The organism is Stenotrophomonas sp. Nf1 (genome assembly GCF_003028475.1).
GTDB lineage: Bacteria > Pseudomonadota > Gammaproteobacteria > Xanthomonadales > Xanthomonadaceae > Stenotrophomonas.
Genome location: NZ_PYTV01000005.1, coordinates 214,207 through 227,317 on the forward strand (window position 1 = coordinate 214,207; position 13,111 = coordinate 227,317).

The 13,111-nt window shown below is 65.8% G+C and carries 10 protein-coding genes; 6 read left to right on the forward strand and 4 right to left on the reverse strand.

Going from position 1 to position 13,111, the window contains the following annotated elements:
- The first annotated feature begins 407 nt into the window (after positions 1 to 407).
- Positions 408 to 794, forward strand: coding sequence for a hypothetical protein (locus C9412_RS11465; RefSeq protein WP_107231734.1), 387 nt, complete (start codon positions 408 to 410; stop codon positions 792 to 794).
- A gap of 150 nt (positions 795 to 944) precedes the next feature.
- Here C9412_RS11465 and coaE read toward each other — a convergent pair whose 3' ends face one another.
- From coaE to C9412_RS11480, 3 genes are read right to left on the reverse strand one after another with little or no spacing between them, the layout of a single operon-like run.
- Complete coding sequence (gene coaE / locus C9412_RS11470; RefSeq protein ID WP_107231735.1) at positions 945 to 1,556, reverse strand: dephospho-CoA kinase; 612 nt, start codon at positions 1,554 to 1,556, stop codon at positions 945 to 947.
- Between the two features lie 11 nt (positions 1,557 to 1,567).
- A complete protein-coding gene (locus C9412_RS11475) occupies positions 1,568 to 2,431 on the reverse strand; it encodes an A24 family peptidase (RefSeq protein WP_107231736.1) in 864 nt (287 codons plus the stop codon).
- Positions 2,432 to 2,439: 8 nt separating this feature from the next.
- Positions 2,440 to 3,699, reverse strand: coding sequence for a type II secretion system F family protein (locus tag C9412_RS11480; RefSeq protein ID WP_107231737.1), 1,260 nt, complete (start codon positions 3,697 to 3,699; stop codon positions 2,440 to 2,442).
- 361 nt (positions 3,700 to 4,060) lie between these two features.
- Between C9412_RS11480 and C9412_RS11485 the strand changes: the two genes are divergently transcribed.
- From C9412_RS11485 to pilB, 5 genes are all read left to right on the forward strand, one after another.
- A complete protein-coding gene (locus C9412_RS11485; RefSeq protein WP_107231738.1) occupies positions 4,061 to 4,519 on the forward strand; it encodes a pilin in 459 nt (152 codons plus the stop codon).
- Between the two features lie 72 nt (positions 4,520 to 4,591).
- Positions 4,592 to 5,764, forward strand: coding sequence for an isoprenylcysteine carboxylmethyltransferase family protein (locus tag C9412_RS11490; RefSeq protein WP_146160165.1), 1,173 nt, complete (start codon positions 4,592 to 4,594; stop codon positions 5,762 to 5,764).
- Positions 5,765 to 5,972: 208 nt separating this feature from the next.
- On the forward strand, positions 5,973 to 6,677 hold the full coding sequence (locus tag C9412_RS11495; RefSeq protein ID WP_181358725.1) for a serine hydrolase domain-containing protein: 705 nt from the start codon (positions 5,973 to 5,975) through the stop codon (positions 6,675 to 6,677).
- A gap of 86 nt (positions 6,678 to 6,763) precedes the next feature.
- Positions 6,764 to 9,820: a fused MFS/spermidine synthase gene (locus C9412_RS11500; RefSeq protein ID WP_107231741.1), complete on the forward strand. Its 3,057-nt coding sequence runs from the start codon at positions 6,764 to 6,766 to the stop codon at positions 9,818 to 9,820.
- 13 nt (positions 9,821 to 9,833) lie between these two features.
- Entirely contained in the window at positions 9,834 to 11,561 is a 1,728-nt protein-coding gene (pilB, locus tag C9412_RS11505) for a type IV-A pilus assembly ATPase PilB (protein ID WP_107231742.1), read from the forward strand.
- Between the two features lie 158 nt (positions 11,562 to 11,719).
- On the opposite strand, the gene C9412_RS11510 is transcribed toward pilB, so the two are convergent.
- Positions 11,720 to 13,093, reverse strand: coding sequence for a sigma-54 dependent transcriptional regulator (locus C9412_RS11510; RefSeq protein WP_107231743.1), 1,374 nt, complete (start codon positions 13,091 to 13,093; stop codon positions 11,720 to 11,722).
- Positions 13,094 to 13,111: the final 18 nt, after the last annotated feature.

A 13,111-nucleotide genomic window follows, 5' to 3' on the forward strand; every position in this document is an offset into this window, starting at 1 on the left:
TTGTCGTAAGCGGCGTGCTCAGCGTTACTCGTGCGTATCAATGCCGAGGTGCATCGCGACACCTGTGTGATGCGCGCCGCGCCACGGACGTGCGTCGCTGCACGAATCGTCACGGCCGCGATTTCCCCTACGGACATGGGCGTCTTCCGGTGGCGTGATGGCGGGGCCGGGGCGGGTGCCCTGGCCGGGATTGGCGTCCTGAAAAAAACCGACATTCAGCAATCCCTCGGTGGTCGAAGGTCCATCGTGGAAAATGCACCGCATGCCTAGTCAACGGCGGTCGGTGCGTGGGGATTCATCAGAATCCGCTGGAGCTTCTTTGCTGAATGTTGGTCTCCGGTACGCCAACCCGCACCGTCCGCCACCTTGCCTCTGCGGGTGGCTTGCCGTCTGCGAGGAGTCTCACCATGTCTGCACGTCCCGTGTTTCCCCATCTTTCCGCCCTGATCGGCGAGGCCGTCAACCGGCTGCCTGCCGACGCCGCCGAGCGGCTCGAAGCCCTGCTCGACGATCCCAACGATCTGTTGCCCGCCCTGCTGGCGCGCATGGATGGCCGCGACGGCGCCGATGGCCGCCGGTTTGAAGCAGAGGGCCTAAACCCGGCGCAGGCTGCAACCCAAGCCGGGGTGGCCCGCACGCTGGCGGGTCTGGAGGTGGTGGTCCAGGTGCTGCACGCCGCTGCCGCCGCGCGTGAACAGGGGGGCGCCCACCAGCAGCTCAGCCCGGATGTGGTGGATGGCCTGCTGCTGGGCGCCCGAGAGCTGGTCCGCCACGCGCGGCAACAGGTGGAGTAGGCCCGCGCATGGGATGCGGAACGCGTTGTGTAGAGCCGAGCCCATGCTCGGCTTGATGATCGCAGCCGAGCATGGGCTCGGCTCTACCGTAGATCCAGGACGCGCGCTGAATGCGCCTCGGTAGTGCCGGCCGCTGGCCGGCAACCCGCCTCAGCCCCCGGCCAGCCCCAGGTACCGCGCATGCAGGTGTTCCACCTGCGCCTGCAGGTCGTCCGGCTGCCCATCATTGACCACCACGTCATCGGCCAGTGCCAGGCGCTGTGTGCGGCTGGCTTGGGCGGCAATCATGCGGTCAGCCAGCGCGGCATCGATGCCGTCGCGTTGCATCAGGCGTGCATGCTGCACCGCTTCCGGCGCATCCACCAGCAGCACCCGGTCCAGCCACGGGTAGGCCTTCCGCCCACCCACCTCGGTCAGCAGCGGAATGGCCGCAATCGCATAAGGGCTTTCAGCCTGCTCGCACTGCTGCTGCATCAGCCGGCGGATGGCCGGGTGGGTGATGGCTTCCAGCGCCGCCCGTTCCGCCGGGTCGGCGAAGACGTGGGCGCGCAGCCGGGCCCGATCCAGCTGGCCATCGGCCAGCAGCATACCGGCGCCGAAGCGCTCGGCAATCTGCGCCAGGGCCGGGCTGCCGGCCTCCACCACCGCGCGTGCGGCCAGATCGGCGTCGGCCACCACGATGCCCAGCGCCTCGAAGCGCCGGGTCACCTCACTCTTGCCGGCGGCGATGCCACCGGTCAGGCCCACCACATAACGGCTCATGGGGAATCCCCTCAGCGCAGCCCGCTCAACACCAGGTAATGCTCCACCAGCGGCGCGCCCCACATGAAGTAGAGCCAGCCGGCGATGGCCAGGTACGGGCCGAACGGAATCGGGGTGGCGCGGTCACGGCCGCGGCTGTACAGCCAGATCGAGCCGATGATGGCGCCCAGCACCGAAGACAGCAGGATGATCGGCAGGATGCCCTTCAGCCCGCACCAGGCGCCGAGGGCCGCCAGCAGCTTGAAATCGCCGTGGCCCATGCCTTCCTTGCCGGTCAGCTGCTTGAACAGCCACCAGACCGTCCACAGCGACAGGTAGCCCACCGCCGCGCCCACCAGGGCGGGCTTGGCCGGCATGTACAGGTTGTCGATGCTGCCTATCAGGCCCAGCCACATCAGCGGCAGGGTCAGCTGGTCCGGCAGGAGCTGGGTGCGCAGGTCGATGCCGGACAAGGCGATCAGGAAACAGGTCAGCACGATGGCGCCGAACCCCTGCCAGCCGAAGCCGAACTGCCAGACGCAGGCCAGCACCAGCACCGCGGTCAGCGCCTCCACCAGCGGGTACTGCAGCGAGATGGGGGCCTTGCAGTGGCGGCATTTGCCCCCCTGAACGAGCCAGCTGAACAGGGGGATGTTCTCGTACCAGCTCAGCTTGTGCTTGCAGTGCGGGCAGTGCGAGGGCTCCACCACGATCCCCGGCGGTGGCGGCTCGTAGAAGTCCGGCTCTTCCAGCACCTCGCGCGCATCGCGCTTCCACTGCCACTCCAGCCGCTTGGGCAGGCGCAGGATGACCACGTTGAGGAAACTGCCCAGCAGCAGTCCAAAAGCGGCCGCGGCGGGATAGCCGAGGCCGGGGTGCTGGTCGAGAAATGCCATTGATGCCTTTAGCCGACGACGGCGCCGAGTTTGAAGATGGGCAGGTACATCGCGATGACCAAGCCACCGACAATGGTACCAATGAACACCATGATCATCGGTTCGAGCAGGCTGCTCAAGGCATCCACGGCATTGTTCACTTCCTGCTCGTAGTATTCAGCCACCTTGAACAGCATGGCATCCAGGGCGCCGGCCTCTTCACCGATGCCGGTCATCTGGATGACCATGTGCGGGAACAGGTTCAGCTGCTTCATGGCCATGTTGACCGGGTAACCGACCGACACGTCGTCGCGCATGCGCAGCACCGCGTCGCCATAGACCTTGTTGCCGGTGGCGCCGGCCACGATGCCCAGCGCCTCCACCAGCGGTACGCCGGCCTTGAAGGTCACCGCCGTGGTGCGGGCGAAGCGGGCGATGGCGCTGTTGTGCATGATCTGGCCGATCACCGGCACCTTCAGTACCAGCCGGTCGACGGTGTGCTGCATCTTCTCCGAGCGCCGGTAGGTCATGGCAATGGCCACCACCGCCCCGATCACCACAATGGCGATCAGCCACCACCAGGACACCATGAACCGCGACAGGTTCACCACCATCTGGGTGAACGCCGGCAGGTCGGCGCCGAAGCTCTGGAAGACCTCCTCGAACTGCGGTACCACCCACACCAGCAGCACGGTGCTGACCAGGAACGCCACCACCAGCACCATCGCCGGGTAGAACAGGGCCTTCTTGATCTTGCCCTTCAGTGCCTCGATGTTCTCCTTGTAGGAGGCGATCGTGTCCAGCACGGTTTCCAGCACACCGGCACTCTCGCCGGCGCGGACCAGGTTGCGGTAGAGCTCGTCGAACTGCACCGGATGGCGGCTGATGGCCTCGTACAGCGAGGAACCGCCCTCGATGTCGGCGCGGATGCCGTCCACCATCTTCTTCATGCGCGGGTTCTTGTGCCCGCTGCCGATGATTTCCAGCGCCGAGACGATCGGCACGCCGGACTTCATCATGGTGGCCATCTGCCGGCTGAAGAAGGCGATGTCCTTGGCGGTGACCGGCTTGCCGGCGGCACCGAACAACGGCTTCGGCTTGGGCTTGACCTGGCCCGGGTTGATGCCCTGCTTGCGCAGTTCGGCACGCAGCAGGTTGGCGTTCTTGGCCAGCTGCTCGCCCTTCATCTTGATGCCCCGCTTGTCGGTCCCCTCCCAGACAAACGGTTGCAGTTCCATCGTGGCACGGGCCACGGGCTCTTTCTTGATCGCACTGCGACTGACAGACATGTTGGCTCCCCAAGGCCCGCCATCCCCAGGCGGGCATCCTGACCGGCGATGGTAGCCGGTTCGGGGCCGTCCGGGGAGCCCGCTGGCGTGACGCTGCGCAGGGTTTTCGACCTGCCGAGACGAAAGGTGACGTACCGCGTCACATTGCCGCGTCCATCGCAGATTCGACGCGGGGGGGTTCCCATCCGCGAAATTGCTGCCATCATTGGCGCGGGGAAATCGGGGAGACGCTGCCATGGGAGATTGGCACGTTACCTGCGTCGATCCACCCGCGGGGACGGGCAGCCTGCTCATCCGGTCATCTGGCCGGCCGGCCGTCAGCCCCGACATCAACCACCACTCATCTTGGGGATGTACCACCATGAAGAACCAGAAGGGCTTCACCCTGATCGAACTGATGATCGTCGTTGCGATCATCGCCATCCTGGCCGCCATCGCGCTGCCGGCTTACTCGAACTACACCAAGAAGGCCAAGGTCTCGGAAGTGATCCTGGCGGCTTCTTCGCTGCGTACCGACGTGTCGGAATACGTGGCCAGCAACAACTCGCTGCCGCCGGCATCCTGGAAGCCGGACTTCCAGGCGACCAAGTACGTCAGCAAGCTGGAATGGGATGGCAAGGCCATCGTGGCTACCGCCCAGTCGATCGGTGACACTCTGATCGATACCAAGACCATCACCCTGACCCCGGAAGGCGACGGTAAGAGTGGCGTCGTCCCGAGCTGGACCTGCGCCGGCTCGATCGATGCCAAGTACCGTCCGGGTTCCTGCCAGGGCAGTGCTTCGTCCAGCGGCGGCACCAGCGGCACCAGCGGCGGCTGATAACAGCCGATTGCTCGGGTTTCATGTAAACGGGGGGCCATTGGCTCCCCGTTTCCGTTTTGGGGAGGCGGTGTGAACGTTCGTCCTGAATCTGCAGTTCGGGCGCGTGTCGGTGGCTGGGGAGCTGCCGGTGCGGTGTTGGGTCTGGTTTCCGCATGGTGGGCCGGTGCAGGCACCGCCGTGGTATGGAGCGCCCTGTTGGCGGGCGCGGCCTTGCCGATGTGGTGCCTGGAATGGAGAAGAAGAGAATCAGCGACGGAAGGTGGGGCGGATCGCAAGGGGGCCTTGCTGGGCGTGGCGGTGATCACGGCATTGCAGGCGGTGATTCTCTTCCTTCAGCTGTCCATGGGCGGCGATCACGGGGCCGCGGTTGCGTTCGCATTGCCGCTGCTGCCTGTGGCAGGCCTTGCGATGTTGATTGTGGCGGCCGTGAGCCCGCAGGTGTTGGGTGAGACGTTTCCAGCGACCGGTCGCGCGTTCTCTCAGTTGGCAACGCTGCGGCGTCCCGACGCAGCAGGGCTGACGGCGTTGCTGGGCTGGTGCGTGAAGTGCTTTTTCCTGCCACTGATGCTGGGCTGGTCCTGGTCATGGCTGGCAGGGCTCGAATATCGCCTCCCTGAAGAACGCCATCTGTACTTCTATATCGTCGGCATGGCGTTGTTGTACGCAGTGGACACTGCCTTTGGTGTGATTGGCTATGTTTCAACGGCCAGATGTCTGGGAGGAGAGATCCGCTCCGTGGACAGGACCCTTCTCGGCTGGGTTTCGGCCCTGGCCTGCTACCCGCCGTTGAGTGTGCTGGTGCTGGATACCTGGCTGATATCCCGCAATGCTCATCATTGGCGGCAGTGGCTTGATGACGGCAGTGTCGTGTCGATCCTGTGGGGCGGGGCCATTCTGCTCTTGACCGCCATCTATACGTGGTCGACCGTGGCGTTTGGTCTTCGCTTTTCCAACCTTACCCATCGCGGTGTCATCACCCATGGACCGTATCGTTGGAGCAAGCACCCCGCCTACATAAGCAAGAATCTGTCCTGGTGGCTTATTTCCGTCCCGTTCCTGACAACGGCAGGGGCAGGGACGGCGGTCGCTTCCTGTCTGGCGATGTTGGCAGTCAACGCCATCTACTGGCTGCGGGCGCGCACCGAGGAGCGGCATCTACGCCATGACCCCGTCTATTGCGAGTACGCCGCATGGATCGCACGCGAAGGCCTGCTTGCGTGGTGCCTCCGTCGTGGTCGATAAGAGGGCGACGGGGTGGGTCTTCTGCCTGGCGGTGCTTCTGCCGATGATGGCGGGCTGTCATGAAGCAAGCGATGAGGCGTGCCTGCAATCTGCACTGAGGCAACCTGAGCTGGCCGGAGGCCGAGTGCTCGTGGGTGAACGATCAGGCCATCGCTTGTTTGTTGATCTGGGAGATGGGTCGATTGCCCGTTCTCCGCGTCCACTGAGGATGGCCAGCCTGACCAAGCCGATGGTGGCAGGAGAGATTCGAAAACGGGTCGATGCCGGCGCACTTTCATTGAATGCACCGCTGTCTGACTTGTTGCCCGGGCACGCATTTGCGGCGCCTACGGGTGCTGTAACGCTGCGCCAGCTGCTGCAGCACCAGGGGGGATTTGATCGCTCGCATCTGGACCCGGTACTGATTGACGAAAGGAAAGCCTGCCTGGCGGGTGTGGCGTATGTGGTCGGAAGACCGCCGGAGCAGCACCCGGGGCGATCCATCCTTTACAGCAATGTGGGCTACTGCCTGCTCGGTGAGATTCTGCTGCGCGACCCGCGAGGATTGCCGGCGGCGCTCCAGCAGGCGCTACATAGCCCATTGGGCGGGGCAGGAGGCTGGAGGGCATCGCTGGGCGAAACCTATGATGCCTTGCGGAGAACGCTGCCCGTCCAGGACCTGCCAAGCCGGATTACCTTGCCTGACGGAAGCTATTACGGTTTTGGATGGAGGCACTGGCCGGCGAAGAGCGGGCCGCCTGCCTGGACGCACTTCGGGCGCTTGCCTGGGATGGTGTCGATTGCCGCAACCGACGGCCATGATCGTCTGCTGGTCGCTCACTTCAGCGGTGATCCTGCCGACCCGGAGAAAGCGGGCCAGCAGGCGATCAGGCAGCTATGGCGGTGCGTTGAAAAGCTGAAGATTAGAAATTGATCACACCTGCGTTGCCCCTCCGGGACTTGCACGTTGTGCAGCGTTGGTGTCTTGTTGACGATTGACTGTGCGACTGGGGAGCCGCAATGAACCGTCCATCCAACAGCCATGGCCCATGGCTGCTGCTGATCTTCATCCTGTCCGGGTTCGCCGGGCTGATCTACCAGTCCATCTGGACGCAGTACCTGGGGCTGTTCCTCGGGCACTCCTCGCATGCGCAGTCGCTGGTGCTGATCCTGTTCATGGGCGGCATGGCGCTGGGCGCGTGGCTGGTCAGCCGGCGCAGCGCGCTGCTGCGCCGGCCTCTGCTGGCCTATGCGGTCATCGAACTGGTGATCGGTGTGCTCGGCATCGGCTTCGACGGTCTGTTCCAGGGCGTGACCGGCTGGGCCTACACCCATCTGATGCCTGGCATGGAGGGGTCGTCCTCCACTGCGCTGCGCTGGGCGCTGGCCACCGCGCTGGTGCTGCCACAGTGCATCCTGCTGGGGGCAACCTTCCCGTTGATGAGCGCCGGCTACATGCGCCTGCAGCCGATGGCGCAGGGCGAAGTGCTCGCCGGTCTGTACTTCTCCAACAGTCTGGGCGCGGCGGCCGGTGCGCTGGTGGCCACCTACCTGCTGCTGCCAGCGGTGGGTCTGCCTGGCACCGTACTCAGTGCGGGCCTGCTCAACATCGTGGTCGCCATCGTCGTCTATCCCGTGGCCCGTGACGCCAGCGTACCGGCTGTGCTCGCCAGCCCGGCGCCCGCCCCGGCGTCCGACGGGCCGCGCCGCAATGCGGTGCCGGTACTGCTGGTGCTGCTGGTGGCCGCCGGTACCGGCGCATCGTCGTTCGTGTATGAAATCACCTGGGTGCGCATGCTGTCGCTGGCGCTGGGCACCACGCTGCATTCCTTCGAACTGATGCTGGCGGCCTTCATTCTCGGTATCGCCTTCGGTGGGCTGTGGCTGCGCCGGCGCGCGGACCGCATGCAGTCGCCGCTGCGTGTGGCCGGCTGGGTACAGGTCTGGATGGGTCTGGCCGCGCTGGCCTCGATGTTCGTGTACGCCCAGGCGTTCGATTGGGTGGGCTGGTTGATGCGGGTCATCGTGCGCAGCGCCGATGGCTACGTGCTGTACAACCTGGCCAGTGCGGTGATTGCCGGGCTGGTGATGTTCCCGGCCGCGTTCTTCGCAGGCATGACGCTGCCGTTGCTGACCCTGGCCCTGCTGCGCAGCGGACACGGCGAGCGTTCGATCGGCCAGGCCTACGCCTTCAATACGCTGGGCGCGATCGTGGGCGTGCTGGCGGCCATCCATCTGCTGATGCCGCTGCTGGGCTTGAAGTACGCCCTGCTGGTGGCCGCGGTGGTGGATATCGCGTTGGGCTGGGTGTTGCTGCAGCGGGTGCGGGCGGCGGATGAACGTGGGCTGCATTCGCCGGTGCTGCGGGCCGGTGCGCTGGGCATCGCTGGGGTGATCGCGGCGGTGCTGCTGGTGCGGTTCGACCCGCTGGTGCTCAACTCCTCCGTCTACCGCCATGGCAATGTGCGCCTGGCCGATACCGCGCGGATGCTGTTCTCGCGCGATGGCCAGACCGCGACCGTGGCGGTCTACGAGAATTCGTATGCGGGCGGGCATCTGCGCGCCATCGCCACCAACGGCAAGGTCGACGCGGCCATGTCGGTGTCGATGCAGCAGGTACCGACCAGCGACGAGTCGACCATGATCCTGCTGGCGGCGCTGCCGCTGGCACTGCGCGAGGACTACCAGCGCGTCGGCGTGATCGGTTTCGGCTCAGGCCTCAGCACGCACACGCTGCTGGGCGATCGCCGCATCGGCCGGGTGGATACGGTGGAAATCGAGCCGGCCATGGTCGAGGGCGCGCGCCTGTTCGGTGAACGTGTCGAACGCGCCTTCAAGGACCCGCGCTCGCATGTGGTGATCGATGACGCCAAGTCCTATTTCGCCGCGAGCCCGCGCAAGTACGATCTGATCATCTCCGAGCCCTCCAACCCGTGGGTGGGCGGCACGGCGGCGCTGTTTAGTGACGAGTTCTACAGGTTCGTGCCGCAGCAGCTCAACGAAGGCGGCGTGTTCGTGCAGTGGCTGCAGATGTACGAGATCACTCCCGAACTGGTCAGCTCGGTGCTGGCAGGCATGCTGGAGCAGTTCTCCGATGCGCGCGCCTACCTGGCCAACCGCGGCGACCTGATCCTGGTAGCTACGCCGAAGGGCAAGCTGCCGCCGATGAACGACCGCCTGTTCCAGCAACCGGCGCTGCGCGAAGAGCTGGCACGGATCGGTGTGCACTCGCTGGCCGATCTGCAGGACACGCTGTCGATGGACGATGCAGCGCTGAGGGCGTTCGTACCGCTGTACCCGGCCGCGCGCAACTCCGACTACTTCCCGACGCTGAAGCTGAAAGCGCCGGTGGCACGTTTCCAGAGCGCGTTCACCCGCGACTTCCAGGAAGTGATGGTGGCGCCCTGGGCCATCGTGGCACGACCGGAAGACGTGCATGCCGGCGACAGCGTGAAGAAGCGGGCCCAGCCCGATTCGAGCCGCGACGACCCGCGTCCCGCTGCTCGCGCATTGGCTGCCTTCCTGCAGGGCACTCCGTCGTCGGCGCAGGACGTTCGCGCCGCCGACTGGTTGCGCGCGCAGGCACTTCGCGGCCTGGCCAGCCGCTGTGAACTGGACAAGGCGCCGCTGCAGAGCGCCCAGCTGGTGTTTGCGCTGTCGGGTGACACCACGCCGTTCCTGCCGGCCGCACAACGCGTGGCCCTGTGGGCGCAGCCGGCGTGGCTGGCGTGTCCGCCGCAGACCCCGACCGTTTCGGCCAGCCTGGCGCTGGTGGCCGCAGTGGCCACCGATGATCACCACACCGTACTCACGGAAGGGCGACGATTGTTGCAGGGCGAGCATGGAGCGGCGCTGCTGGCCGATGCCGGCTCCGGCTATTATCTGTTCGGTGCAATGCAACATGCGGCGCGGCAGCTGGGCGACAGCGCAGCCTCGCGTCAACTGACGGACCAGTACTGGAAGGCGCTCGCGCCTGATGCCCAACGGAGCGGGCCGCTGCGCCTGCTGAGCTACCTGGCCTCCACCGGCCCGGTGCCGGCTGCAACCGCTGATTCCCAGCCGTCAGGGCAAGAGTGATACGAGGAAGACCATGAGCGTTGTTTCCCCCCCCAATCTGGTCGGCATCACCGGCCTGGCCCGGCGCCTGGTCCAGGACGGTGCCCTGGACGAGGCCACCGCGCGCGATGCCATGGCCAAGGCCACGGCGGCCCGCCAGCCACTGCCCACCTGGTTTGCGCAGAACAAGCTGGTCAGCGCCTCGCAGCTGGCGGCGGCCAATGCGGTCGAGTTCGGCATGCCGCTGTTCGACGTGTCCACCTTCGACGCCAGCCAGAACGCGATGAGCCTGGTCAGCGAAGAGCTGCTGCGCAAGCACAACGTGCTGCCGCTGTTCAAACGCGGCGGCAAGCTGTTCGTGGGCACCAGCAACCCGACCCACGCGCTGGACGAGATCAAGTTCCACACCAATCTGGTGGTAGAGACCATCCTGGTCGACGAGGATCAGATCCGCCGCACCCTGGAGCAGTGGCACGCCAGCCATGACACGTTGGGCGATACGCTCGGCGGCGACGACGAGGGGATGGCCAACCTCGATGTCGGCCTCGGCGACGAAGACAATGCCGGTGGCGACTCGGGCATCGACGCCAAGGGCGACGACACGCCGGTGGTGAAGTTCGTCAACAAGGTGCTGGTCGATGCCATCCGCAAGGGCGCCTCGGACATCCACTTCGAGCCGTACGAAGACGACTATCGCGTGCGCCTGCGCATCGACGGTCTGCTGAAGATGGTGGCGCGTGCGCCGGTGAAGCTGAACCAGCGCATCGCCGCGCGCCTGAAGGTGATGGCGCAGCTGGATATCGCCGAAAAGCGCGTGCCGCAGGACGGGCGCATCAAGCTGAACCTGTCCAAGACCAAGCAGATCGACTTCCGCGTCAGCACGCTGCCGACCCTGTTCGGTGAAAAGGTGGTGCTGCGTATCCTGGATGGCAGCGCGGCCAAGCTGGGCATCGACAAGCTGGGTTACGAGCCGGACCAGCAGAAGCTGTTCATGGATGCCATCCACAAGCCCTACGGCATGGTGCTGGTGACCGGCCCGACCGGCTCGGGCAAGACGGTGTCGCTGTACACCGCGCTGGGCATCCTCAACGACGAGACCCGCAACATCTCCACCGCCGAGGACCCGGTGGAAATCCGCCTGCCCGGCGTCAACCAGGTGCAGCAGAACAACAAGCGCGGCATGACCTTCGCCGCCGCACTGCGCTCGTTCCTGCGCCAGGATCCGGACATCATCATGGTCGGCGAAATCCGCGACCTGGAGACGGCCGAGATTGCCATCAAGGCCGCGCAGACCGGCCACATGGTGCTGTCCACGCTGCATACCAACGATGCGCCGCAGACCATCGCGCGACTGATGAACATGGGCATCGCGCCGTACAACATCACCAGTTCGGTGACGCTGGTGATCGCCCAGCGCCTGGCGCGCCGCCTGTGCCCGAACTGCAAGCGCCCGGCGCAGTTGCCCGAACACGCGCTGTTGGCCGAAGGCTTCAGCCAGGCACAGCTGGATGCCGGCATCGAGCTGTATGAGGCGGTGGGCTGCGATGAGTGCACCGAAGGCTACAAGGGGCGTACCGGCGTCTACCAGGTCATGCCGATGACCGATGAGATCGCCACCATTGTGCTGGCCGGTGGCAACGCACTGCAGATTGCCGAGGCGGCGCAGCAGATTGGAGTGAATGATCTGCGCCAGTCGGCGTTGAAGAAGGCTGCGGCCGGCATCACCAGCCTGGCCGAGATCAATCGCGTGACCAAGGATTGATGCGGTAGATCCACGCCATGCGTGGATGCGGGATGCATGGGGTTGCCGGCCAGCGGCCGGCACTACCACGGTGGTGGGTAGATCCACGCCATGCGTAGATGGCACGGTCCGCCGTCGGGTCAGAGCCCTTTCCCTTGGAAAGGGCTCCGAGCCTGGGTTTACTCCATGCCCAGCTTTTTCAGCTTGTAGCGCAACGCGCGGAAAGTGATGCCCAGCTGCGCGGCGGTGCGGGTCTTGTTCCAGCGGTTCTCTTCCAGCGCGCGCTGGATGGCGCTGCGCTCGAGCTGCTCGATGTACGAGGGCAGGGCGGCGCTGCCGGGTTGCAGGTCGGCCACGGCTTCAGCCGGCGCGGCGCTGCCCGGTGCGCGCGGTGCATGCTGGGGCAGGCGCAGGTCATCAGCACCGATGCAGTCTTCTTCGGCCAGCGCCAGTGCGCGTTCGAGGATGTTCTCCAGTTCGCGTACGTTGCCGGGGAAGCTGTACTGGGCCAGCGCCTCCAGGGCTGAAGGCGCCAGCAACGGCGTGCCGCGTCCATGGCTTCGTGCCAGGCGCGCCAATACCGCTGCGGCCAGCTCCGGCAGATCCTGGCGGCGCTCGCGCAGCGGCGGCACCTTCAGCTCGATCACATTGATGCGGTAATACAGGTCGTGGCGGAAGCGGCCATCCTCGACCAGCTCGGCCAGGTCCTTGTGGGTGGCCGAGAGGATGCGCACGTCCACCGGTTCTTCGTTGGCGGCGCCGACCGCGCGCACCGATTTTTCCTGGATCGCGCGCAGCAGCTTCACCTGCATCTGCAGCGGCAGCTCGGCCACTTCGTCCAGGAACAGGGTGCCGCCATGCGCCGCCTGGAACAGGCCGGGCTTGTCGGCATGGGCGCCGCTGAAGCTGCCCTTGCGATGGCCGAAGAACTCGCTTTCCATCAGTTCGCCCGGGATGGCGCCGCAGTTGACCGGCACGAACGGGCCGGCCGCGCGTGCGCCCTGGGCGTGGATGGTGCGTGCCACCAGCTCCTTGCCGACCCCGGATTCGCCCAGGATGTAGACCGGCGCCTGGCTGCGCGCGACCTTGCCGATGGTGGTGCGCAGCACGTCCATCGCCGGCGAGGCGCCCAGCAGCCGCGCGCCCTGTTCGGCACTGGGGCCGGGTGCGGGGCGGTCGGCGTTGTTGAGTTCCAGCGCGTGCTTGACCAGCCCGCGCAGCACGGCGATGTCCACCGGCTTGCTGACGAAGTCGAAGGCACCGGCCTTCAGCGCTTCCACGGCCAGGTCCATGCTGCCGAAGGCGGTGATCATCGCCACCGGCGTGCGTGGGTAGTGCTGGGCAATCTCACTCACCAGCTCGATGCCGTTGCCGTCGGGCAAGCGCATGTCGGTGATGCACAGGTCGTACGGATTGCTGGCCAGCAGCTCGCGCGCCTCGGCAAGGTTGGCCGCGGTACTGATGCGCAGCCCCATTCGGCCAAGCGTCAGGACCAGCAGTTCGCGGATGTCGCGTTCATCGTCGACGACGAGGGCGCTGCGGGTTTCGTTCATGGGCGGAGAAGATAAACG